This window comes from Chitinophaga caseinilytica, assembly GCF_038396765.1.
Classification (GTDB): Bacteria; Bacteroidota; Bacteroidia; order Chitinophagales; family Chitinophagaceae; genus Chitinophaga; species Chitinophaga caseinilytica.
Genome location: NZ_CP150096.1, coordinates 3,725,293 through 3,748,188, shown reverse-complemented (window position 1 = coordinate 3,748,188; position 22,896 = coordinate 3,725,293). Strand labels below are relative to the sequence as shown.

Below are 22,896 nucleotides of genomic sequence, written 5' to 3'. Positions count from 1 at the left end.
GTTTCTATTTACGGGAAAATGATTTTATGCAAAATACGGTACATGAATATCTTTGGTAAACTCCTCCTGCAGCGAAATCATCGATTCCGTCCGGTCTACGCCGGAAATCTGCATTACCTGGTCGTACAGTACCGACCGCAGGTGTTCCCTGTCCGTACACACCACTTCCGCCAGCAGGCTGAACTGCCCGGTGAGGGTATGCACCCGTACCACTTCACGAATCCGTTGCAGTTTCGCCACTACAAAATCATGCTTCGACCCGTTTTGCAGGTAAATGCCTACGAAAGCGGTGACTTTCAGGCCGATGCTTTGCAGGTTCACTTTCATTTTGGATTCGCCAAGAATGCCGTGGTCCTTCATCCGCAACACGCGGAAGTGGATCGTGCCGGGCGATACGTTGTACCGCTTCGCGAGTTCCTTGTGGGAAGTGTCCGCATCCGTAGACAGCGCGGAAATGATATTGAGGTCGAGATCATCCAGCTCGAGCCGGTGCGTAGGTTTGGTTGGCATTGTGAATGGAGCTATAGAGCGTAAATAAGATCATTTGCCGCACATAACCAAAAGAATCAGTTAGTGTAAAATGTACCGTATGTTAGGACTGGCGGGGGATTTGGCCTGCCTGTTTGGATCCCTGCCTGGTTTCATCGGCCCATTCTTCCATGAGTGTGCGACTCCTTTCGACGGCAGCGGGGAATGTGGCGGTAACGTTCGCTTTGCCGATGGCAAACAGCAGCCTGGCGGATTTCAGTTCCTGCATCACCTGGCCGCTCACGATTTCGGAGAGGACCAGTTTGGTTTGATGTTGCGCCAGCTCGCGGTGGATTTCCCGGATCGCCTTGATGCCGGTAGCGTCTATGATGGGCACTTCCCGCATCCGGATGATCAGGACGTGTGGCCGCTGGCGCGAGAACTGCATGGCGTCCCGGAATTTGTGCACGGCACCGAAAAACAGGGGGCCGGTGATTTCGAAAACCTCGGTACCCCCCGGTAACGGCGGGGCATCGGCGCTGCCTTCTTCCTGCCGGCTGACCTTACTGCTGCTGATCATATGCCGCATGAAAAGAAAAGCCGCCAGCACCATCCCGATCTCGATGGCGACGGTAAGGTCTACCAACACCGTGAGCAAAAAAGTGACCAGCAAAATGACCCGGTCGTTCTTCGGCCCTTTCATCACCGACGCGAAGCTTTCCCATTCGCTCATGTTCCAGGCAACAACGATCAAAATACCCGCCAGCGCGGGCATGGGAATGAGCGTGGCCCATTTTCCGGCGAACAGCATGATCGCCAGTAAAGTAAAAGCATGTACGATCCCCGCAACCGGCGTTCTGCCGCCGTTCCGCACGTTGGTGGCCGTCCGCGCGATGGCGCCCGTGGCGGGGATCCCTCCAAAGAAAGACGAAAATATATTCGCCGTGCCCTGTGCCACCAATTCCATATTCGATTTGTGCTTCCCGCCGATCATCCCGTCGGCAACCACGGCAGACAGCAGCGATTCGATGCCACCGAGCAATGCGATGGTAAATGCCGGCTGGACCATATTCCGGATGATGGAATAGTCGATATGGGGGACCGACAGCGAAGGGAACGCGGCCGGGATAGCGCCGAACCTGCTGCCGATGGTTTCCACGGGCAATTGCAGCCAACTGACGGCCACGGTAGCCACCAACAGCGCGATAAGCGATCCGGGAACGACTTTGGTAATTTTCGGCGTCAGCCGGATCGTCAATATGGTAAAAAACCCGATAGCGAGGGCGTAAAAATTAACGGAACGGATATGCTGGAAATAACTTTCCCATTTGCCGACGAAATCCGCCGGAACGGCACCCATGTCCAGCCCCAGGAAATCTTTCACCTGCGAAGCGAATATCACGAGCGCTATGCCGCTGGTAAAACCCGTGATCAGTGGATATGGAATGAATTTGATGACCGCCCCCAAACGCGCCAGTCCCATCACGATGAGCATGATCCCCGCCAAAAAAGTGGCTACCAGCAGCCCGTCTACACCGTACGTCTGCACGATGCCGTACACGATCACGATGAACGCGCCGGTAGGCCCGCCGATCTGCACCCTGCTGCCGCCCATCACCGAAATGATGAACCCGGCGATGATAGCGGTATATAAACCTTTTTCCGGCGAAACACCGGAAGCAATGGCGAACGCGATGGCCAGCGGCAATGCCACGATGCCCACGATCACGCCCGCCATCACATCCTTTCCGAATTGCTGACGGTTATAACTTTTCAGTGTGGTTAGCAACTTGGGTACGAACATGGCCGTCAGGATTTGCGGACGAACTTGGTGAGGATCACGATCGTTTGCTCATTGATCTTCCCTTCTATCTGTTCTGCGTTATCGGCCACCAGTCTAATTTTCCGAACGATAGTGCCTTTCGGGGCCATGAAATTGGCGCCTTTCACGTTCAGGCCCTGCGTCAATACAACGGTATCGCCGTTTTCCAGCGGGGTGCCGTTACTGTCCTGGTGCACGGCTTTCACTTCGAAAGCGGTCATTGCCCAGTGTACCACGGCTTCATCGAGCTCCACGCTCCCGGCGATCTCCTGTGCCCAGGCTTCTTCCCTGAACTGGTGGAGCAAACGGTACGTCAGCGCCTGTACGCTGGGCGTTTCGTTCCAGATGCTGCCGGCCAGGCATTGCCAATGCATTGCGGCGCCTTTATCGGCGAGCGCGGCGAGGCAGGTATCGCAAAGCGCCACTTCGTTGGCGATGGCGTCATGGTTTTTCGGGCTAACGGCGTACGCGCTGGCGGCGGGCTCGTTGTTACACAGTTCGCAAAGGCCGCTGCAACGCTCATTCAGTTCGCGGGTAATAGTTGTATTCATGTAATGTTGATTGTCAGGATTTTATCCAGAATTTAAGGAGATTGCTATGGGTACTGTCCACCACATGAAAATCGCGCGGCACCTCATCTTCCAGGCTGTGGAACGTCACCAGCCGCGTTCCGGCGGGCTTCTGATCGAGCTGGCGGTGTAAAAACCGGTTGTAGTAATGGAACAGTTCGGCGGAATAGTCGATGCTGTCATCGATTTTGTCGGTACCGTCGAGGTTTTCGTAAAAAGCGTTGTAAAAGTAGAAATGATCGAATTCCCGGAAGTTCAGCTGGGTGAAGTTGGCGTTGATGAAATGCACGTTATCCAGCCGCAAAGCCTTTTTCGCCTTTTCCGCGTGCCGCAGCAGGCGCTTGCGCTGTTCCACGCCGTAGAACGTGCCGTTCGGCGCGATATGCCCGGCGGCGAGGCAAAACTTCCCGACGCCGCAGCCGATATCGAGGACCTGCGCGTTGCCGACGGCCAGGAAGGCGGCTACTTTCCGGGCGATGGGCAGCGGCGTCCAGTGCCGGCGCGAGAGGCTGACGATCTCCGGCGGGTAGAGCTCGTTGAAATGCGCGTCTGAATGGAAGAAACGTGCGTTGTCCGTCCGGATATCGTCCCCGGGGGTGTTGAGCTCCCCGGGTAAATTATTTTGACCCTGCTGCATCATGAAACCTGCGATATATTCTCAAACTGCAAAAATAAGGCAGATTTCCGGAGGTTCCAGTGCGCCCCGTCAATCCAAAAATTGCATTTTATCACTTTCCGTTAAAGCGATACATTCGCCGTACGATGAGCATAAAAGGCATTTTTCCGATAGACAAATGGAATTTCAGGCGGGAATCGATCCTGGCCGGGCTGCCGGAGGGCGACCTGAAAGGGCTCATGGCGCACCGGCTGGAACAGGTGTATGACAAGGGTGAAATCATTTTCCGCGAAGGCGGCTTCCCCCAGGGGATATTCTTTATCGTGGAAGGGAAGATCAAGAAATTCAAGGTAGACCCCGGCGGCAGGGAGCAAATCATCTATGTGGCCAACACCGGCGAACTGATGGGTTATCATGCCGTATTGTCGGAAGAGCGTTACCCCGATTCCGCCGCCGCATTGGAAAAAAGCAGGGTCGCCTTCATCCCCAAAGAAGATTTCCTCGACATCCTCGACCGCTCGCCCGTGCTGAGCCGGCGGCTCCTGAAAACCCTCAGCCACGAATTCGGCGTACTGGCCAATGCCGTGAGCCTCTTTGCCCAGAAACCCGCGCGGCAAAGGCTCGCGCTCCAACTGATCGTGCTCCGCGAAAAATACAAAGTGGACTTCTCCCCCGGCATGCCCGTCACCATCACCCTGAGCCGCGACGATCTCGCCAGCCTCGTCGGCGCCACGCGCGAAAGCGTGGTCAGGATGCTGACGGAGCTCAAGGAAGAAGGTATCCTCGAAACAAAGGGCCGCAAGATCATCGTGCACGACGTCAACAAACTGATCCGGATCGCCGACTTCCATTAACCCCTCTACCGGCATCCACCCATTTCCCGATCTCCGTGTTTTTGCGTAGCTGGGCGAAAACCGACGGCCCTAGTTTTGCCGTCAGTTAAAAAGCCAGTTATGTTCCAATCAAATGTTTTCCCCTATCTGCTGCTATTCCTTTTTACCGGCGGCACTTCCTGCAAGAAGAATCCCCATGCCACGGAGCCTCCGCAACAGCAGGGTATCGTCACCCAACAACCGAAAGGCACGCCTGTCGGCGAGAATTATACGGAAATGGTCGGCTCCGCCGGCGGAACGGTCACCAGCAGCGACGGCCTCCTCGAAATCGAAATTCCCCCCGGCGCGCTGACGGCCGATACCGAGATCGGCATCCAGCCGCTGCGCCACACGGCTACCAGTCCAATCGGAAAAAGCTACCGCCTGACGCCGCACGGGCAAACCTTCAAAAAAAGCGTTACCGTCCGGTTTAATTACTGGAAATACAAAGACGTTCTCGGCAGTGCGCTCGCACCGGAAATCGCGTTCCAGAAAGAAAGCGGCGAATGGGTTTGCACAGGCGGGAACGTGAACGATACGGCCCGCAAGATCATCTCCGTTCAAACCGGCCATTTCAGCGACTGGGCCCTCATCGCATCCATGGAGCTATCACCCGTGACAAAAACCCTCGGCGTCGGCAAAACCGTTACCCTGAAGGCTTTTCGATATGTGTTCCCCGATGTGGGCGAATGGCTCGCACCGCTTTCCCTCCCGAACGCCGGCACCGGCAAGCCCAAACTGATCGAGAAACAGTATATCCGGAAATGGACGCTCCATGGCCCCGGGAAACTGGAAACAAAAGGGTCCGAAGCCGTTTACACCGCGCCGGCATCCGCCCCCGCCCATTCCACCGCCACCATCTCACTCGAACTGAACGTTAACGGGAAGCAGGTGTTGCTGATCAGCACCATCCAGATCGTCACCGAAGGTATCCATATCAGCATCGACGGCGGCGAATGGCAATCGTATCCCGGCTGGGCCGTGAAAATGGACGAGCTTTTCCGGTTCAGCATGAGCAACATCCGCTCTTCCGAAGACATGCCGCAGATCGTATTCCAATGGCCGGAAAACGATAAAATGAAATCGGACGGTTTGTTGTTCTGGTCGATGGACGATGAAGACCGGACAGATGTGAACTTCGAATATGATGAGCCCGATTTCCGGCGGATGTGGATTTCCATTTTCGACGACGGCCTGCGAACGTTCGACAGCGCGGGGTTCCTCCATGTCGAAGAAACCGAGGAAAGCGGGACGAAATACATCAGCGGGTCGTTTTTCATCGGCAAAGCGGGCCTGCTGGACAGGGAGAACGGCCAGCAGATCAAGACCGGCAACATCAACGGGACGTTCAAGGTACAACGGCGCTGGTAGGGCAACTGCCAATCTGTCTACGTAAATCACGCAGTTCCAGATATCCTTCTTTCTGCTGATTTCCAGCGGAGCGGGATGCGGTTACTTTGCCGCATAAATCATCATCAACATGAAAAAATTCGTATTCATCGCACTCCTGCATATGCCCCTGGCGGTATTTTCCCAGTCGGCCATTCTGGATAAAATCAAACAGAAAGCCGAAGCCAGGGCCGAGCGTCGTGTAGACGGCGCTATCGATAAATCGATGGACAAAGCCGAAGAAGAAGTGGACGGCCAGTTGAAACAGCCTGCCAAAAAACAGAAATCCGAAAAGGAAAAACCCGCGCAAACCGTACCACAGGACGCGGGTAAACCGAATACCGGTCTGAAAAGCTACAGCAAGTTCGATTTCATCCCCGGAGAACGGATCGTTTATACGGAAGATTTCGCGGGCGATGCCATCGGCGAGCTTCCCCTGAAATGGACCACCAACAACCGCGGCGAAACCGTGACCATCGACAAGCTCCCCGGCAACTGGATGCGCCTCTTCCCCGCCAGCCGCTTCACATCGCCCGCTGCCGGCAAGCTCCCGGAAAACTTCACGCTGGAAGCCGACCTGGTATTGCAGTTCGGCGACGAAGGCGGATATGTGTACCCGGAACTGGAACTGAAACTGCTCGGTCTGGCGCCCGGAGAACAGTCGCCCCGCAACTACGTCGTGAACCAGGACGCCGCCCACGAAGTAGCGCTTGTTATCGCCGCTGCCGGCGCGGGAAAACCCCTGAGCGTTTCCCTGAAAAGCTATGCGAAAGGCACGGAATATTTTTCGAACCAGGCGAAAGAGTTGAAAATTTCGTCGGACAATGACGGAAAGCCGCTGCACATCTCGGTTTGGGTACAGAAAGAACGCATCCGGTACTGGATAAACGGTGAAAAGGTGTTCGACATTCCGCAGGCCGTTCCGCCCACATCCAGCTTTAACCGCGTGGGGCTGAGCCTGGAATCGTCGCTGTACACGGAAGACCAGCTGGGGATGTTCATTTCCAACATCAAAGTAGCGGAAGGCACGCCAGACCTGCGGAGCAAGCTCATTACGGAAGGGAAGCTCGTTACCAACGGCATCCTGTTCGACGTCAATTCCGACAGGATCAGGCCTGAAAGCGCCGGCGTGCTCAAGGGAATTGCCGCGGTATTGCAGGAAAATGCGACCGTGAGGGTAAAGATCACCGGTCATACCGACAGCGACGGTGATGCCGCGCAAAACACCGACCTGTCGAAACGGCGCGCCAAAGCGGTGCAGGCCGCATTGCAAACCGAATACGGCATCGCCGCGGCGCGGATGGAAACCGACGGGCTCGGCGAATCGAAACCCGTGGCCGACAACAATACCAAAGAAGGAAAAGCCAGCAACCGGCGGGTGGAATTCATCAAACTGTAAACCTAATATTGCTTATGGAATGCAAGGTCTTTGCGGGATTCGTCCTGCAAAGACCTTTGGCATGGAAGAAATTCCGACGCAGCCGGAAATAATTTTTATTTTAGCCATCTATATCGACCGCCCCAATATGATAAAGAAATGCATCGCGCTTCCCGTTTTATTTTTCATGAGCCTTTCCCACCTGTTCGCGCAGGGTCAAAAGCCGGACTTGCAGCAATTGATCGCGCAGGCCAACGATACGGCCGGCATCAATGCGCTCATGAGTTATGCCGTAGACCTGATCAATTTCGACAATCCGAAGGCGAAGGAAATATTGAACATCACGCTGGAAAGGAGTTCCCGCATCGGGTACGATTACGGGATAGGATCGAGCTACGCCAGGCTGGGGTACCTCGTCGGGCATGAAGGGCGCAACCGGGAAGGGATCGACTATGCGCAGATGGCGCTCGTGCACTTTGAACGGATCAACCGGACGCGCGGCATCATCCTCTGCTATATCAATATGGGCTACAATTTCGACATCCTGGGCCAGGGAGACAGTGCCCTTCATTACCTGCTGAAAGGCGTCGAATTGCTGGAAAGAACCAAATCCGAGCCCGGCAAACTGGCGCGGTTGTATGAAAACGTGGGAACGGGGTTCGCCAACAGGCGCGAGCTGACCAAAGCCGTTTCCTATTCCCGCAAAGCGGTGGAACTGGCTACGGCCATCAATGACAGCGATTACATCGTTACGGCGCATACCGGGCTGAGTTATGTGCTCAACCAGTCTAAGGATTATCCTGGCGCGCTGGAAGCGGCGAAAAAGGCCCGGCGGTATCTGCCGCACCAGGAAGACCCCATGTTGATCATCAAGGCGTATTCCCACCTGGCGGCAGCCTGGGCCAAGCTCAACGAGCCCGATTCCGCCATCGCAGCAGCGAAAATGTCGATGCAATATTCGGCAGAAATCGATCCCGCCAATTATATCGCCGCCGGGCTGGAACTGGCGGATGCTTACCAGCTGAAAAAGGATTACAGGAACGAGGGCCTGGTGCTGAACACGCTGAAACAGAAGGCAGAGGCGGATACGAGCCTTTTCCACCTGTTCAGTATCTATGACCGGCTGTCGCAATGGCAATACCTGACCGGCAATTACAAGGAAGCCTATTTGTACAATCAGCAATACAGCGCGTTCAAGGATTCGTTTTACGCGCGGCAGAATACACGGACGATCACGGAAATCGAATCCCGCTTCCAATGGGCCCAAAAGGAAAAGGCACTTTCTGAGAAACAGTTGCAACTGGCGCAAAAAGACCTGGCGCTTGAAAAAAGTAACCGGAATATGCTGTACGCGCTCGTTGGGTTATTGGTGGCCCTGTTGATCGCCACCGTATTGTTCATCCGCAACCGCAACCGGAAAAAGTCTTTCGCGCTCAAACTGGAAACCCTGGAAAAGCAACAGGAAATCGAAATGCTGCAGGCACTGATGAAGGGGGAAGAGAAAGAAAGGAGCCGCATCGCCAAAGACCTGCACGACGGTATCGCCGGCATGCTGGCCGCGGCTAAAATGCACCTCAGCAGCATGGTGCACCTGCAGCAGCAGGTGGAAAGAACGGAAGATTACCTCCAAACCGTAAAATTGCTGGACGACGCTACCGTTGAAGTCCGCAAGACCTCACACAACCTCATGCCCGAAATCCTCATGCTGTACGGCCTCAACGAAGCCCTGCGGCGTTATTGCGCAAATATCAGCAGCCATACGCTGAAGATCCAATATGACTCCTGGGGCCAGGCCACGCGGTTCGACGGCGGGTTCGAGCTGTCGGTGTACCGGATCGTCCAGGAGCTGCTCAACAACATCATCAAACATTCCGGCGCGGGCAATGCCATCGTTCAGCTGAACCACCAGGATAACCTGCTGTCTATCACCGTGGAAGACGATGGCAAAGGTTTCCTGAAAGACGAATCGGGCGGCGCAGGCATGGGCCTGCAGAGCCTTGCCTCGCGGGCGAAGGCGCTGAACGGCACGATGGAAATCGAGGCTTATCCGAACGAGGGGGTGAGCATTTATCTCGAATTCGATACCACCGCGGCTGCGGTAAATGTTGTGCCGCAGGAAGACATCGCTCCGTAGGAACCGGCCTCTCCTATTCTCCGTACATGCTGAGGATCTGGAATCCGCTGAATGTAAGTTCGCCGTTCATGACGATGGAGGTCTGGTTCCAGACGAGTTTCTCGTGCGCTTCCAGTGCCCGGGCCTGCACATCGCCCAGTATTTTCCCGGCGAGTTTTTGATCGGCGGCGCTCAATTTTTCCCCGTAGTCGATTTTTTCCATCAATTGCTGGAGCGTTTTGAGGGCGGTCGTGTATTTCCGGAATCTGTCCATCCATAACTGCTGTTGCTTTTCGTACAGGGATTTGCCCAGTTCCACCTTGGCCCTTGCGGCGCCCGGGGCATTTTCGCTGGAAAGGGCGGCTTCTTTCTGCCGGAATACCTTCTTTATCTTTTCATCTTCAGTATAATAATTTACCCAGTCGAACGCGGCCTGCAGCTCGAAGATCTGGGTTACTATAGGCCGGGCGGCGGCGTCCAGACCGGCGAGCTTTGCTTTCACTTCGGGGCCTAAAATGGGGCGCAGGGCGAGTTTCCACCGTTCGTCCTCATACTGGATGGAGTCGGGCATATCCCGGCGCGGGGATTTTTTCATGATATCCCGGATGGTGGCGTCGTGGATGGCGCTAACGAGCTGTTTGCATTGTCCTAAAGGTGGATCCAGGAGTGCGCCGGTCCTGAATTCTTCGCCGTATTTGGTTTGAAGGGTGAACAGTTCGTGCATGGCCGTTACTGTTGGCGGAAGTTGGGGGATACTGCTGATGAGGGATGCAGCATCCATCCGTACCGTTTTTTGGGCAACAGCCGATAGCCAGCTGAAACAAAAAAATATCGTGGTGAAAAAAGATGTCGCTTTCATACTGCAAAAAAAGGGCAATGCAGGAAAGCGGGGATCGGTGTTTGCCGCTATTTGGGAAAGTCAGTGATTTACGGAGATGGAGGGGTATGGAGGATGTAGGCCGGCCCCTCCTAATCCGCCAGCCCCAACAATTGCCGCAACGCAAATACCGGTACCGCATCGCGGACCACCATTTGCTGGTGCCCCAGGTTGTTCCCCAACGAATCCCTCATTACCGATCCCAGGGGCGTGGTGGTAGAAACGATGCCCGCGAGGTTGCCACGGCGGTCGAAGATGGGCCCTCCGCTGGAACCGACGCCATAATCCGCTGTCACCTCCATTCTGACAGGCTTTATGCCTGCAGGATTGAAACCCGTTGCCAGCGATGGCCCCGATACCACCGCGTTCCTAGCCACGATGCCCTTGCTGAAGTACCAGAAATACCCGCCCGGATGCGACAGGCAATATACACTCGCTCCCTCCTCCGCAGGTTTCCCTAACGGCAGCGGATCGAACCGCGCGCCGCCCGCATCGAGGGCAAATATCGCCAGGTCGTTATTGCGCGACCAGGAAACGATCTTGTTGATGAGGAAAACACGTTTATCGCGGGTAATGACGAACCATGCGCTGTCTTGCCGGCCGGCCTCCTCCCGGGGAGCGATGATCTGCTCCAGGACGTGGTAATTGGTCACGCAAACGCCTCCGGCCGTGATGGCGAATGCAGTACCGGTGATATCGAAGGAAATACCGGCGCCTGTGCCGGCTTTCTTCAGCCGCCCAACCATCAGCACGCTGTTTTTGCGGCGCGTGTAAATCGCCTCGGCAGTCAACGTTTTGCGCCCTGCACCGGGCAGCGACAGCGGCGTGGCGGGCGGAACATCTTCCACCAGCCGCGCTGCGCTGGATTTGAGGTCTTGCTGGATGGCGGCCGGAGAGCGCCCGGCAACGGGCGTAAAGGATAGGCTGGAAAAGAATTGCTGATAGTCGACGTACATCCCGCCATTAAGACTGTCTTGCGCCAAAGCAGACTGCAGCAGGGCGTTCCCGCAAATCAAAACCAGCAAAAAACGATATAGTCGCATATTGTATCAGATTGAATCGTTCAGTAAACCGAGAATGCCCTCGTTGCGGATGATCATCATACCCTGCCTGTCTTCCGTAATGCCTTCCCGGAGCTGATAAGTGTACCGTGGCCGGGGGCCGTCCATGATCGTTGGCATGAATGCAAAACGGATATTGCCGTATTGCTGCAGCGCCTCCCCTACTTCGATGATGTGCGTAGACACTACGAACAGGCAGGCCGTGTATCCGGCAAAGCCTTCCGTTACGGCCAGCGTTCCGTCGTACGCGTCTTTCACGTTCGTGCCCTTGAAAAGCTCGTCGAACATCAGGAGCAGCCGTTTCCCGCTGGCGGCAGCTTCTGCGGCATGTTTCACCCGTACCACCTCCGCATAGAAATGGCTGTATCCCAGGCCGATGTTGTCTGCCACGTTGATGGAGGTATACATGCCATCACGCACGGAAAACTCCAGTTTCGCCGCTGCTACCGGGAAGCCCATGTGCGCCAGGTAACAACCGATCCCGATGGATTTCATGAGGGTCGACTTCCCCGCCATGTTCGCACCGGTCAGGAAAAGCACATTCGCCGCCGCACCCAGGTGAATACCGTTACCTACGGCACCCTCTATGCAAGGATGCGCCAGCGCTTCGGCGCGGAATACGTTCGCTCCGGGCAGCAGCGCATGCGCGTAATGAAAGGATTTCTCGCGCGCCACATCGCTCACGGCGATAAAAACGTCTGTCTCGTAAATGAAATGGAGCAGGTCTTCCATCTGCTTTTGCAGCTTGCCTTTGAGGAGATGGTCGTACCGCGCCAGGGTGCGTACGGGCAACGCCTCGTAGATGTCCATATTGCGCAACGCTTCCACTCTTTTATCCGCCTGCATTTCGCGCATGGCCTGCAACCGCACCTGGAACGGGCCATCGGCCTGGCTGACGGACGATACGAAAGCGTGACATTTTTGAAGGGTGACGATGGCGGCATGCAGGCCCTGCACCATTTTCTTATAGCGTTCGTCGCGCGTGAGCGACGACAGCCATTTCTTCACTACCGTTCCCGCCAGTACCATTCCGGCGTTTCCGGGAGCGGACACGTCCAGGTATTCGCGGAGGAAACTCACCTGTTTCACATCGAACGGGAACACGAATTTTTTCTCCTGGAAATATTGGAAGATGCTGCTGCGCTGGTTGATGGCATTGGCGTCGGTCAGCGGGAAGCGGAACATATCGTCCAGCAGTTGTTCCCCGCCGCGGGTTTTGACACGGTTGAACAGCTGGTATACCGATCCCTGCCGGAATTTGCCCAGCAGGTTCAATTCTTCGAGGGTTTGTTTGTCGATTCCGAAACTCATACGATTGGTTGAATACGAAAAGGAATTATTTACCGAGCAGCTTTTCCAGCTGCTGTTCCAGCGCTTCTCCGCGCAAGTTTACCGCCAGGATGGTGCCGTCGGGCGACAGCAGGAAGTTCTGGGGAATGCTTTTTACGGCGAACAGCTTCGCGGCGGCGTTTTGCCAGCCCTTCAAATCGCTTACATGCTTCCACGCCAGCTTATCGCTCTCGATGGCCTCCAGCCAGGCATTACGGAAACGGGCATCGTCCAGCGACACGCCGAGCACTTCAAAGCCTTTCGGATGAAAACGGTTGTAGGCTTTCACCACGTTCGGATTTTCCTGGCGGCATGGCGTGCACCAGCTTGCCCAGAAATCGACCAGCAGGTATTTCCCCTTGAACTGGGCCAGGCTGACCGGATTGCCGTCTTTGTCGGGCTGCGTGAAATCGGGCGCTTTATTGCCGGTGGCCGTTTTCCGCAGCGCAACTATATCTGCCGCCACACCTTTGCCGGTATTGCTTTCCCGCCAGCGGGCAGACAGTGAGCCCAGCAGTTGCTCCAGGACGGCGGGATCTTGCTTGTCGTTGATCAGTTCCGACAGTGCCATCAGGCTGAAGTAGGCATCCGGATGCTCCCGCACGTAAGCGGTTTTAGCGGCAACGTTTTCCTTCAACACCTGTTCTGACTTTGCCTTCCAGGCGGCTTTCGCGGCAGGATCGGCCTGTTTCTCCGGCGGCATGGTTTGCCATTCGAAGTTCACCGCGTTCGTTTTCTCCATCCACGAAGCCAGTTGCCTGTAAAAATGCTGGCCTTCGTCGTTGAGCGGCGAGCCTACGGGCTGGATATTTTTCATTGAATCCGCAGAGCGGACCGTCATTTTTTCATCATACACGTAAATGCCGACTACGTCCGAATTATAGGGCGTTTGCTGTGCATAGCCCGTTCCGGCGTGGTCGAGCATGAGCCAAACCATCGTTACGTCGGGCACGTTGCCGCGAAGCGTGAAGGCGCCATTGGCAATATTCGCGGAATCCAGCACTTGCCTGTCCCCCACCGCATATACGCAGTACACGCGGGCCGGCGAATTATGGTTGCCCACCTCGCCGTTGATTTCGAATTGATGTTGCGCACTGGCGATCAGCGGCAGGCTGCAAAGCGCGATGGTAAAAAGTTGTTTCATTTGCATTTTAACGGTTTTTGATGGTTGCGGATGCCGGCGTGGCCGGATGTGGTGTTGATTGTTTCCGTCCTTTTTCCAGGATATCGAGGATACCTTCGTTGCGGATGATCACCATTCCATGGCGGTCGTCTGTCACGCCCTGTTCGAGCTTGTAGGTGTATTCGGGTACATGGCCGTTCATGCGGGTAGGCAGGTACAGGAAGCCGATATTATCGAGCTGGCGGAGCGCTTCGCCGGCCTCCACGATGTGCGAGGAGATCAAAAACATGCTGTTGCGCTTGCCGGCGAAGCCGCGCGTTACGGCCACGGTGGCTTCGTGCGCGTCTTTGACGTTGGTGCCGCGGAACAGCTCGTCGAACAGGATGAAGAACGACATGCCCGTCCGCAGCTCCGTCGCCATTTTCTTGACGCGGAGCACTTCCGCGTAAAAATGGCTGGCGCCGATACCGAGGTTATCCGGCAGGTTGACGGTGGTGTAGATCCCGTCGAGCACGGAAAACGACATGCGTTTCGCGGCCACGGGGAAGCCCATGTGGGCGAGGTACAGCGCGGTGCTGAGGGAACGGAGGAAGGTGGATTTGCCAGCCATATTTGCACCGGTAAGGAAAATGACGTTTTGAGCGGCGTTCATCACGATATCATTGCCTACGGGCTGTTTGAGCGAAGGATGATATACGCCTTCCAGCCGGAGCTCGCAAGTACCTTTATCGAGCGCTTCCGGGAACACGAAACCCTTTTCCACCGCCGTTGCGGCTACGGACATGTACACGTCCAGCCGGTAAATGCATTCGAGCAACTGCCCTACCTTCCGCCGTTCGCTGACGCGGAAAAGCGCGTCGTATGCCGTTACGGCGCCGTAAGACAGCTTGCCTTTCGGCTGCTCTTTCAATGCCGGCCCGAAAACGGGGTCCGCCAGCAATTCGGCCATGGCGGCGCGCTCACCGGAGAACGCCTGCAGCTTGCGGATGTCTTCCCTCCCGGAGAATTCCTTCGAAAGCCGGATCAATTCGATGATGGCGCTCACGCCGTTCTGTATTTCCCTTTCGCCGAGCAGCACCTGGTCTGCCTTGCTGCGCGAAGGCTGGTCGGCGCTGACGAGGTATTTTTCGGCCATATCGAACAGCGAAGATGCGTACGGGAATGGGATGCGCAGCCGCGCGAAATCCCCGATGATATTGCTCCGCCGGTTGATGGCGGCCTTGTCTGACAGGGGCGCGCGGAACATCTCTTCCAGCAGCGCCTCCCCGCCGCGGGTATGGGAACGGTTATAGATATCGTAAATCCCGCTGCCGCTCTTTTTCCCGAAAATACCCAGGTCCTCGATGGTTTGTTCGTCGGTTCGTAACATGAAAAAAGTTTTAATTCCTTATGCCGTGTACGGCGATCTATTTCCTTTTCCGTCTGATCAACACGATCATTCCGGCGGCCAGCAATATGCCCGGCAATACCCAGAGGTACACGGTCTTCTGGACGCCGGCGGCATCGCCGGTGATGGCGAGCTCCGTATCCGTGGCGGCCTTTACGGGCGTGTAAACGGGAAACTCGTTGTTGCTCAGCCAGCTGTAGAACGAGACGCCGAAGAAGCTCCCCGCCGCGCGGGCGTTGCTGATGAAATCCGCGTCGCCGCATACGATGATCCGTTGTTCCTTGCCGTGGATCTGGCGGGTGAGCCTGGCGATGGCGGGGAACGACCGTTGATAGGCGTCTCCGGCGGCGGAGTCCATCGGCGGCAGCGTGGAATCCGCGACGAGGCGGCCGGCCTTGAGCCAGGTGCGGCCGGGCATTGTCATACCCAGCGGGGTAACGGAGAATACGCTGTCTGCATATTCCAAAGCCGTAGCGCCTGGCATCAGTGTGCTGGCCGTATCTCTTTTCAATCCTTCTTCCATCGCCTTGCGCATTCCCTGCATGATCAATTCCTCGCCCAGGCTGGCGCAGGAATCGGTAAGGTAAGGCCGCACCATGTCGGGCGTTTCATCGAAAGTGGGCTGCACCAGTTGTCCGTAGCGCAATTGCACGCCGAGCTGCTTCAACACCGGGTTCATCACATATTGCTTCCCGGGCTCGCCGAGCAGCAGCATGTTCCCGCCGCCATCGATGAATTTGCGGAGCTTTTCCTGCACAACGGGCGGCAGGTCCATCCTCGGATCGGCCAGCACCAGGCCGGTAATGCCCGGCGGTATGTCTTGCAGGGAAAGATTGACCGTGTCCACGTCGAACCCGATATTCACCAGCGACCGGCGCCCTGTTTTGGCGCTTACCGGCCCTGAGAATTCCCGTTCTCCGCGTGTAACGATGCTACGCTCCAGCTGCCCGGTAACGAACAGGTATTTCGGTGCCTGGTCTCCCATCAAGCGCCGCAGTGCCGCATTCACGACCATCTCGTCGGGCCACACGAACCCGTCCGCGAACGTCCGCAAGTATTGCGTACGCCCCTTGTAGCGCAGGCGCATCACGAGCCGGTAGCCTTCGCCTTTCAGGTCTACCTGCCGGCGGATCTGTGCGGGCGGCAGGAACATCGCCGTATCCAGGTCCATCCCGTCCGCCACTTCCGCGGCGATCTGATGCAGGTTCTTCCCGGGAAGGTATTTGTAGACCGTGCTGTCGCGGTCGTCCACATCGTAGTAATACACATACCGGAACCGTATGTCCGGCCGGAACCGGAGGTAGTTTTCCCAGAAGCGCGCCATGTAAAAGGAATTGCGCATCTCCGGCAGGCCGGCCGCGGCATTCTGGTCGAGCAGGTTGGTATACAACGTCACTTCCAGGGAGCTGTCGCCCAGCTCGTGTAATATCTGCTGCGTCCGGGGATGAATGGTATTGCGCTGGTTGGAAGTTGTGTCCCAGTATGCGGTGAGCGTCGGGCGGGAGCTAAAGTACCCCACCGCCAGCGTGGCCGCCACCACTGCCGCGTACCGGCCCATCCGCACATACCAGGGCTTGCTTTCCCGGCCGTTTTTCAGCCGCACGAGCGTGAAGCCGATAAACATGCCCGACACCGCCAGGAAGTAAATCACGTCTTTCGAAGTGATCAGCCCGCTGAGCATCTTCCCGGTACGGTTCTGCAGTGAAAGGAAATATGTCAGGTCCCGCACGATATCATATTTCTGCCAAAGGCTCCCGATCCGGCCGAGCACGAAAATGACGGTAAACGTAGCCAGGGCGGAAACGATCTGGTAGTTGGAGAGGCTGGACATGTACATCCCGATGGCGGAGCAGGTACAAACGATGAGGTAAAACCCCAGGGTTGCGGATAGCAGCAGTCCGTAATCGATGTTCCGGATGTTGAAGGCCCCCGTCACCATGAATATTCCCGTCACGCCGATCAACAGGAGGTTGAAAAACATGATGCCGGCGTATTTCCCCAAAACGATCTCCCTTAGCCGGATGGGCGACGAGAACAGCAGCCTCGAAGTGCCGTTGTTGGTTTCCCGGCTGATCAGGCCCATCGTCAATAATGGCACGAACAGGTACAGATTGCTGACCGCATAAGGGAACAGCCCGCCTTTGAGGAATACATCTACGGTAATCGGATCGGGATCCAGCTTCACGATCCCCTTGTGCATGTTGTTGGCCAGCACCATGTCTTGCGTCAACGCCATGTGAAATACGGGGATCACATAAAAAATCGCGCATTGCACCAGGAACACGATCAGCAGGAACCATGCGATGGGCGAGTAAAACAGGTGCCGGAACTCGTTCTTTGCTATTTTGAATAATAATTTCATGGCTTTCGTTGTTTATTTCCTTTTTCTCCGGATGAGCAATACGGTACCGAGCAGCGCCAGCAGGCCGGGCAACACCCATGTATACGCGATCTTTTGCACGATGGCCCGTTTGGTACGCAAAACGAGCATATTGTCGTCTGCATAGGGATACACGTCGTCAACCGGCATCCGGCCGTTGCTCAGCCACGACGCCATCCCGCGGAGCAGCCAGCCCGTAGGCATACGGCGGTTTCCGAGAAAGTCTGCGTCGCCGGCGATGATGATGCGCTGCTCCTTTCCGTTGACCTTGCGGCTAAGCCGGAGACAGGTAGGAAATTCCGTCTGCCGGAAATCGCCTTCCGCCGCCGAGAACACCGGCGTCACGGAATCGGCGACGAACGCGCCTGCTTTCGACCAGGCGGAGCCCGGCGGCGAGGATAGCAGCGTAACGGCCGCGAAGCCGCTGTCGGGCGTATGCGCAAGGCCCATCACACCGGGCATATCGGCCTGTGCCGAATCGTCGCGCACGCCATGCGCCCATAGCCTCCGGACCATCCGCGCGGGTTCTTCATTCAGCATTTCGAGGAAGGGCATGTTGAGGTACGTCACTACCAGGTCTGGCGCATGCCGCTCGCTGGGCTGCATCAATTTTCCGGGGAGCATCCGCACGCCCGTTTTTCTTAGCAGCGGATCGAGGATGTGCGATTTGCCGGGCTCGCTGACCAGCATCATATTCCCACCGCCGTCGATGAAGCGCTGCAGCTTTTCCATTTCCGACGGCCGCAGGTCCATTTTCGGATCGGCGAGCACGACGGTGGAAACGTCTGGCCCGATGTCTTGCCTGGCCAGGTCTATCGTATCGAGGTCGAAACCGATATTGACCAGCGCGCTGGGATTACCGGCCGTGATCGTATTGAAGGAGTACTCGCGCTCCCCGGTTTTGTACAGGCTCCTTTCCAGGTGGCCGGTCACGAAGGCGAATTTGGGGATCGGGCGGCCGAGGAGGCGCGTCAGTGCGGCATCGACATGCACGGTTCCCGGCCAGTCGCCCCCGCCGTAGGTCCGCAGGAAGACGGAGCGGTCTTTGTACCGGAGGCGCATGACGAGCCGCAGCGCTTCGGGGCGCAGGTCTATCTCTTTGCGCATGGTTTCGGGGGTCTTGAAATCCTTCACGTCCACCTGCAAGGTTTTAGCCACCTCCCGGGCGATCTGCTCCATCGATTTCCCTTTGAAATCGTTGAAGATGGTGCCCGATATCCCGCCGGTGCTATCGGCGTCATAATAGTATTCGTATTTGAAGTCGATGTCCCATTTGAAGCGGCGGTACCTGTCCCAGCAATACTCCAGGTAGGCGTTGCGGCGCGAAGGAAGGCCCGCGGAGGCGCCGGCGCCGATGAGGTTGGTATAGAGCGTCACTTCCAAAGGCCCGTCCAGCGCCTTGATCAGCTCCTGCGAAGCCGGGCGTATCGTATTGACCTGCTGGGCCGATACGTCTTTATAGCGCGAAAACCGCGGCATCGACCCCACATACCCGACCGCCAGGCAAACGGCCATCACGGCCGCATACCGGGCTGCCCGAATATACCAGGGCCGCTTCTCCCGCCCGCCCTGCAACCTGAGCCAGGTGAACCCGATGAACATGCAAATGATGACGAGGTAATACAGCACATCCCGCGATATGATCAGGCCAAATACCATCTTCTCCGTTCTTCCGGCGATAGACATGAACCAGGTCAGGTCCCGCACGAAATCGTATTCCTGCCACACCCTTCCGATGTTGAACAGCACGAAGAAGACCGTAAAGCTGGCGATGGCCGCCACGATCGGGTAGGTCGTAAGGCTCGACATATAAAAGCCCACCGCCGTCAAAGCGCATAACAACAGGTAAAACGCCAGCAAGGTAGACAGGAGCGGACCGTAGTCCAGCGATAGGATATCGAAAAAACCGTTCACGATGAAGATGCCGACAATGACCACCAGCAGCAGGTTGTACAACATCAGCGCGAGGTATTTCCCCAGCACGATGCGGCTGATCTTCACGGGTGACGAATAGAGCAGCTTGATGGTGCCTGCGTTGATTTCCCGGCTGATGACGCCCATCGTCAGCAGCGGCACGAACAGGTAAATGGTTTGCAGTACGTTGGTGAGGATGCCGTCGGGGCCGAGGTAGATCGCCGAGGTGACGGAGCCCGTGGCCCGCCATTTGAAGTTGGGATCGTTCGCATAGGGCACCTGCGTCATCTTTGCCCACATATACCCCGCGCCGGTGTAGAAATAGGCGCACATCAGGGTGAATATGATGAGCAGGAACCACGCGATCGGTGAATAGAACATGTTCCGCAGCTCGTTCTTCGTTATCTGGATGGTAGTTTTCATGGGCATGGATTTACAGGAGAGACTGGGAAGAGAGTTGTTTGAATACATCGTCGAGCAGCCCCTTGTCCGGCCCGATTTCCTTCAGCTTCCATCCTTGCGCCACGCTCGCCGCGATCAGCCGCTCGGAAATATCTTCCTGTGAGCCGTCGAAATACACGCGCACCTGCCGGTCCGACAGGAATTCCACCTGCGTTACGCCCTGGATGTGCTGGAGCTCACTTTTCTGCGGCGGATGGTCCATGCGCAGGAGGATCACTTTCGACTGCACATAATTATTGAACGCGTCCATACTGTCGGAAAACACCATCCTGCCCGATTCGATCATGATGATGTCGCGGCAGAGGAGGTTGATTTCCGAAAGGATGTGCGAGGAAAGCAACACGGAATGGTCGACGGCGATTTCGCGGATCAGCTTCCGCGCTTCGATGAGCTGATTGGGATCGAGGCCATTGGTGGGCTCGTCCATCACTACCAGCTTCGGCTTGTGGATGATCGCCTGTGCGATGCCTACGCGCTGGCGGTAACCGCCGGAAAGGTTTTTGATGAGCCGCGAGCTGAAGTGCGCCAATCCGCAGCGCTCTTTAGCTTCTTCCACGGCGGATTTGATCCTGTCTTTCGGGATGAGGCGGAGCTGTGCGCAATACAGGAGGTATTCATCGATCGTCAGGTCTGTATACAGCGGTGGGTTCTGCGGCAGGAAGCCGATCTCCCTTTTCGCCGCTTCGGGCTGTTTCCGGAGATCGAATCCGTTGATGAATACGTTTCCTTCCGTCTGGTTCAAAACGCCGCAAATGATGTTCATCGTGGTGGATTTGCCGGCCCCGTTCGAGCCCAGCAATCCTACGATGCCCGCGCTTTCGATCTCGATGTTGATGTCGCGGATGGCCCAGGCGCTGCTGTAGCGGTGTGAAAGATGTTCTGTTTTTAGAATCGGATGCATGTGATGAGCGTTTGACGATTAGCGGGAAATTCTCCGGCATGGGCATGGCATCCCCGTTTCCATGGCCGTTGCCATGAAAGCCTCCGTGCGCCGGCGTTTGAAGTGCGGCGTCAGCGCGCCGCCAATTTCATTGCCGCAACTGTTTTTGACGGAAGGGAAGGTCCGGGTGTAGCGTAGGCCGGTTGCCGTTTGATATATAAATCATCGGGAACAGGATTTGTACCAGCGCGATGAAAAAAAGATGGTTGAAAAGGAAAAAAAGGAAGAAGAGCGAAACGGCGCCTGCATGTTCTTTCATGAACTGCACGGCCCGCGCGAGATGGTTTCTCACCGTGAGCGGGGAGATGTTCATCCGCTCGGCGATCTCGTGGCGGTTAAGGCCTTTCAGCTTGCTGAGCCCGTATATTTTCTGCTGCTGTTCCGGCAGCTTTTCGTAGGCAATATTGAATTGACGGGCGCTTTCCTTTTGCAGCAAAGGCTCCGCGGCGGCTGTGGAATTCTGCTGACCGAGGCTCCAGGCCGCATGTACCTTATGCCGGCAGGATTCCCTTTTCAGGTGCGCCTGCGCGAGGTTCCAGGCCACACGGTACAACCACCCGCCCACGTTTTCGGGAACGATCGTTGTGCGCCGCTCCCAGAGCCGGAGAAACGTTTCCTGTACGATATCTTCCGCCGTTTGCCGGTTGCGCGTGAGGTAGGTAACAATATGTAAAAGCTTCGCCGAATGATCTTGCACGAGCGTGCTGAATCCGGCCTCCAGCTCCTGCCGCTGGCGAACGGCGCTTTGCTGCCGCGCGGGCGGCAATGAAAATACGCGCTGGGTTACAGTGGAAATGGACATGGCTTATCGCGGGTTTTGGATGATTGCCGGATTATTGGCGATGATAACGGGCGAAAAAGGCAGGAGGTAACGCGGGGAATTCGGTACCAGCGAGGCTTGCACCGTTATGCCGTCGTCTTTCGTTCTTTGTACCGTTTGTGCGAAAGCGTTATCCCGGTTCAGCCGCTTCAGGTCGAACAGGCGGAGGCCACCGCGGTAAAACAGCTCCCTCCTTCTTTCTTCCAGTACGGTTTTGAGCACGTTCGTTCCTCCGTCCAAAGGCGAATACTGCGCCAGCCGGTTTTTCCGGACCGTGTTCACGATCTCCATCGCCCCCGCCCCGTCGTTTTTCCTGGCCAGGCATTCCGCCCGGATGAGCATCACTTCCGCCACGCCCACGCTATAATCGCAGGTCATGGAATTAGTCATGTTGCCCACCGCGTACTGGTCTCCGCTGAAATGGGCCGTGCGCCGCAGGTCGTTGTCGCCAAGCAAAGCCTTCAGCCCGGGATCGATGAAAAAGCCGGTGAACCGGATACCAAAAAACGTATAGTCTATGCACATCCGCGCCAGCAGCACTTCAGGGTTACGGGAGAGGTCGAGCAGGCTGGTGGGAGCGGCAAAATCCTGCGTGTATTTATGCAGCTGGCTGTGGATCGCCAGCGATGCCTCCGCGGCCTGCTGCGCTTCGGTGTATCGGCCCATGTACAAATAAGCCCGGGCCAGCAACGCCAGGCCCGCCGCCTTTCCGGGATGCAGCACGTCTTGCCCCATGCCCGGCAGCGAAGGCGATGCAACGGCCGCCTGAAGGTCTTCCAGCACCCTGTCGTACACCGCCTTCACGGTGGCGCGAACGGGCATCACCGTAGCGTCTGGCGCGAGGATGAGCGGAACGGCCAGGTCGGTAGCGGCCACCGGAGCCCGGTAATCGGCCCCGTAGCTGTTCGCCAGCTGCAGGTAATACCAGGCACGGTTGATCAGGGCCTGCGCCTTTACCAGCTCCTTGTCGGATTCCTTCCCGGCGGTACGGCCTACCCGGTCGAGGATGATGTTCATCTGCAGAATCCGGCTATAGGCAGTATTGTACATGAAATCGTCTTCACCCGGGCGCCACACCGAAGCGCCCCAAAGCCAGGCCTGGGTGTAGGAGGAAGCCGGCGCGGCCGAGACATGCGCGTCTTCCAGCCGCAGATCGTCGCTCGTAAAATCGGCCAGCATGAAATTGCACAGCGCGAGCGAATCGTTGTTCAGCATCTCCTGGAAATCTTTCAGCGTTGTCGGGTTCACGACCGAAGTATCCGGCCGCACGTCGAAGAATTTATCGCAGCCCTGCAGCAGCACCTGCGCCAGGCATAGCACCCCCAGCATCCAATAGCTGGCGGCATTCCGTTGAAAATATAATCTAGCCATATGCA

At 56.6% G+C, this 22,896-nt stretch carries 18 protein-coding genes; 4 read left to right on the top strand and 14 right to left on the bottom strand.

What is annotated here, in order from left to right; all coding sequences use genetic code 11:
- Positions 1 to 24 precede the first annotated feature (24 nt).
- From WJU22_RS15310 to WJU22_RS15295, 4 genes are all read right to left on the bottom strand, one after another.
- Entirely contained in the window at positions 25 to 510 is a 486-nt protein-coding gene (locus WJU22_RS15310; RefSeq protein WP_341839056.1) for an Lrp/AsnC ligand binding domain-containing protein, read from the bottom strand.
- Positions 511 to 592: 82 nt separating this feature from the next.
- Positions 593 to 2,272 carry a SulP family inorganic anion transporter gene (locus tag WJU22_RS15305; protein WP_341839055.1) on the bottom strand — a complete coding sequence of 560 codons (1,680 nt, stop codon included), beginning with the start codon at positions 2,270 to 2,272 and terminating at the stop codon, positions 593 to 595.
- Positions 2,273 to 2,277: 5 nt separating this feature from the next.
- Positions 2,278 to 2,841, bottom strand: coding sequence for a PhnA domain-containing protein (locus WJU22_RS15300; RefSeq protein ID WP_341839054.1), 564 nt, complete (start codon positions 2,839 to 2,841; stop codon positions 2,278 to 2,280).
- A 13-nt stretch (positions 2,842 to 2,854) separates the two neighbouring features.
- The gene (locus tag WJU22_RS15295) at positions 2,855 to 3,499 is read right to left on the bottom strand and encodes a class I SAM-dependent methyltransferase (protein ID WP_341839053.1); all 645 of its coding nucleotides are present in this window, start codon (positions 3,497 to 3,499) and stop codon (positions 2,855 to 2,857) included.
- A 122-nt stretch (positions 3,500 to 3,621) separates the two neighbouring features.
- On the opposite strand from WJU22_RS15295, the gene WJU22_RS15290 reads away from it, so the two are divergent.
- The 4 genes from WJU22_RS15290 (at position 3,622) to WJU22_RS15275 (ending at position 9,248) form a co-directional block, all read left to right on the top strand.
- The gene (locus WJU22_RS15290; RefSeq protein ID WP_341839052.1) at positions 3,622 to 4,329 is read left to right on the top strand and encodes a Crp/Fnr family transcriptional regulator; all 708 of its coding nucleotides are present in this window, start codon (positions 3,622 to 3,624) and stop codon (positions 4,327 to 4,329) included.
- A gap of 99 nt (positions 4,330 to 4,428) precedes the next feature.
- Positions 4,429 to 5,718 (top strand): hypothetical protein, encoded by a 1,290-nt coding sequence (locus WJU22_RS15285; protein WP_341839051.1) that lies wholly within the window; start codon positions 4,429 to 4,431, stop codon positions 5,716 to 5,718.
- A gap of 109 nt (positions 5,719 to 5,827) precedes the next feature.
- The gene (locus WJU22_RS15280) at positions 5,828 to 7,135 is read left to right on the top strand and encodes an OmpA family protein (protein WP_341839050.1); all 1,308 of its coding nucleotides are present in this window, start codon (positions 5,828 to 5,830) and stop codon (positions 7,133 to 7,135) included.
- A 127-nt stretch (positions 7,136 to 7,262) separates the two neighbouring features.
- Positions 7,263 to 9,248 carry a sensor histidine kinase gene (locus WJU22_RS15275; RefSeq protein WP_341839049.1) on the top strand — a complete coding sequence of 662 codons (1,986 nt, stop codon included), beginning with the start codon at positions 7,263 to 7,265 and terminating at the stop codon, positions 9,246 to 9,248.
- 13 nt (positions 9,249 to 9,261) lie between these two features.
- On the opposite strand, the gene WJU22_RS15270 is transcribed toward WJU22_RS15275, so the two are convergent.
- From WJU22_RS15270 to WJU22_RS15225, 10 genes are all read right to left on the bottom strand, one after another.
- Complete coding sequence (locus WJU22_RS15270; RefSeq protein WP_341839048.1) at positions 9,262 to 10,008, bottom strand: hypothetical protein; 747 nt, start codon at positions 10,006 to 10,008, stop codon at positions 9,262 to 9,264.
- A 188-nt stretch (positions 10,009 to 10,196) separates the two neighbouring features.
- Positions 10,197 to 11,147, bottom strand: coding sequence for a serine protease (locus tag WJU22_RS15265; protein ID WP_341839047.1), 951 nt, complete (start codon positions 11,145 to 11,147; stop codon positions 10,197 to 10,199).
- A gap of 6 nt (positions 11,148 to 11,153) precedes the next feature.
- Positions 11,154 to 12,476, bottom strand: coding sequence for a MutS-related protein (locus WJU22_RS15260; RefSeq protein WP_341839046.1), 1,323 nt, complete (start codon positions 12,474 to 12,476; stop codon positions 11,154 to 11,156).
- Positions 12,477 to 12,501: 25 nt separating this feature from the next.
- The gene (locus WJU22_RS15255; protein WP_341839045.1) at positions 12,502 to 13,638 is read right to left on the bottom strand and encodes a TlpA disulfide reductase family protein; all 1,137 of its coding nucleotides are present in this window, start codon (positions 13,636 to 13,638) and stop codon (positions 12,502 to 12,504) included.
- A gap of 7 nt (positions 13,639 to 13,645) precedes the next feature.
- On the bottom strand, positions 13,646 to 14,986 hold the full coding sequence (locus WJU22_RS15250) for a MutS-related protein (protein WP_341839044.1): 1,341 nt from the start codon (positions 14,984 to 14,986) through the stop codon (positions 13,646 to 13,648).
- A gap of 37 nt (positions 14,987 to 15,023) precedes the next feature.
- Positions 15,024 to 17,366, bottom strand: coding sequence for a Gldg family protein (locus WJU22_RS15245; protein ID WP_341839043.1), 2,343 nt, complete (start codon positions 17,364 to 17,366; stop codon positions 15,024 to 15,026).
- Positions 17,367 to 17,378: 12 nt separating this feature from the next.
- The gene (locus tag WJU22_RS15240) at positions 17,379 to 19,721 is read right to left on the bottom strand and encodes a Gldg family protein (RefSeq protein ID WP_341839042.1); all 2,343 of its coding nucleotides are present in this window, start codon (positions 19,719 to 19,721) and stop codon (positions 17,379 to 17,381) included.
- 10 nt (positions 19,722 to 19,731) lie between these two features.
- Positions 19,732 to 20,661, bottom strand: a complete 930-nt coding sequence (locus tag WJU22_RS15235) for an ABC transporter ATP-binding protein (protein WP_341839041.1) — start codon at positions 20,659 to 20,661, stop codon at positions 19,732 to 19,734.
- Positions 20,662 to 20,788: 127 nt separating this feature from the next.
- On the bottom strand, positions 20,789 to 21,502 hold the full coding sequence (locus WJU22_RS15230; RefSeq protein WP_341839040.1) for a sigma-70 family RNA polymerase sigma factor: 714 nt from the start codon (positions 21,500 to 21,502) through the stop codon (positions 20,789 to 20,791).
- 3 nt (positions 21,503 to 21,505) lie between these two features.
- Positions 21,506 to 22,891 carry a RagB/SusD family nutrient uptake outer membrane protein gene (locus WJU22_RS15225; protein WP_341839039.1) on the bottom strand — a complete coding sequence of 462 codons (1,386 nt, stop codon included), beginning with the start codon at positions 22,889 to 22,891 and terminating at the stop codon, positions 21,506 to 21,508.
- Between the last annotated feature and the right edge of the window lie 5 nt (positions 22,892 to 22,896).

What these genes read in the sequence shown, in the direction of transcription:
- WJU22_RS15230 (WP_341839040.1), bottom strand. Translation starts at nt 21,502, where the DNA reads ATGTCCATTTCCACTGTAACCCAGCGCGTATTTTCATTGCCGCCCGCG.
- WJU22_RS15305 (WP_341839055.1), bottom strand. Translation starts at nt 2,272, where the DNA reads ATGTTCGTACCCAAGTTGCTAACCACACTGAAAAGTTATAACCGTCAG.
- WJU22_RS15275 (WP_341839049.1), top strand. Translation starts at nt 7,263, where the DNA reads ATGATAAAGAAATGCATCGCGCTTCCCGTTTTATTTTTCATGAGCCTT.
- WJU22_RS15300 (WP_341839054.1), bottom strand. Translation starts at nt 2,841, where the DNA reads ATGAATACAACTATTACCCGCGAACTGAATGAGCGTTGCAGCGGCCTT.
- WJU22_RS15270 (WP_341839048.1), bottom strand. Translation starts at nt 10,008, where the DNA reads ATGGATGCTGCATCCCTCATCAGCAGTATCCCCCAACTTCCGCCAACA.
- WJU22_RS15295 (WP_341839053.1), bottom strand. Translation starts at nt 3,499, where the DNA reads ATGATGCAGCAGGGTCAAAATAATTTACCCGGGGAGCTCAACACCCCC.
- WJU22_RS15260 (WP_341839046.1), bottom strand. Translation starts at nt 12,476, where the DNA reads ATGAGTTTCGGAATCGACAAACAAACCCTCGAAGAATTGAACCTGCTG.
- WJU22_RS15235 (WP_341839041.1), bottom strand. Translation starts at nt 20,661, where the DNA reads ATGCATCCGATTCTAAAAACAGAACATCTTTCACACCGCTACAGCAGC.
- WJU22_RS15265 (WP_341839047.1), bottom strand. Translation starts at nt 11,147, where the DNA reads ATGCGACTATATCGTTTTTTGCTGGTTTTGATTTGCGGGAACGCCCTG.
- WJU22_RS15310 (WP_341839056.1), bottom strand. Translation starts at nt 510, where the DNA reads ATGCCAACCAAACCTACGCACCGGCTCGAGCTGGATGATCTCGACCTC.
- WJU22_RS15255 (WP_341839045.1), bottom strand. Translation starts at nt 13,638, where the DNA reads ATGAAACAACTTTTTACCATCGCGCTTTGCAGCCTGCCGCTGATCGCC.
- WJU22_RS15225 (WP_341839039.1), bottom strand. Translation starts at nt 22,891, where the DNA reads ATGGCTAGATTATATTTTCAACGGAATGCCGCCAGCTATTGGATGCTG.
- WJU22_RS15245 (WP_341839043.1), bottom strand. Translation starts at nt 17,366, where the DNA reads ATGAAATTATTATTCAAAATAGCAAAGAACGAGTTCCGGCACCTGTTT.
- WJU22_RS15240 (WP_341839042.1), bottom strand. Translation starts at nt 19,721, where the DNA reads ATGAAAACTACCATCCAGATAACGAAGAACGAGCTGCGGAACATGTTC.
- WJU22_RS15250 (WP_341839044.1), bottom strand. Translation starts at nt 14,986, where the DNA reads ATGTTACGAACCGACGAACAAACCATCGAGGACCTGGGTATTTTCGGG.
- WJU22_RS15285 (WP_341839051.1), top strand. Translation starts at nt 4,429, where the DNA reads ATGTTCCAATCAAATGTTTTCCCCTATCTGCTGCTATTCCTTTTTACC.
- WJU22_RS15290 (WP_341839052.1), top strand. Translation starts at nt 3,622, where the DNA reads ATGAGCATAAAAGGCATTTTTCCGATAGACAAATGGAATTTCAGGCGG.
- WJU22_RS15280 (WP_341839050.1), top strand. Translation starts at nt 5,828, where the DNA reads ATGAAAAAATTCGTATTCATCGCACTCCTGCATATGCCCCTGGCGGTA.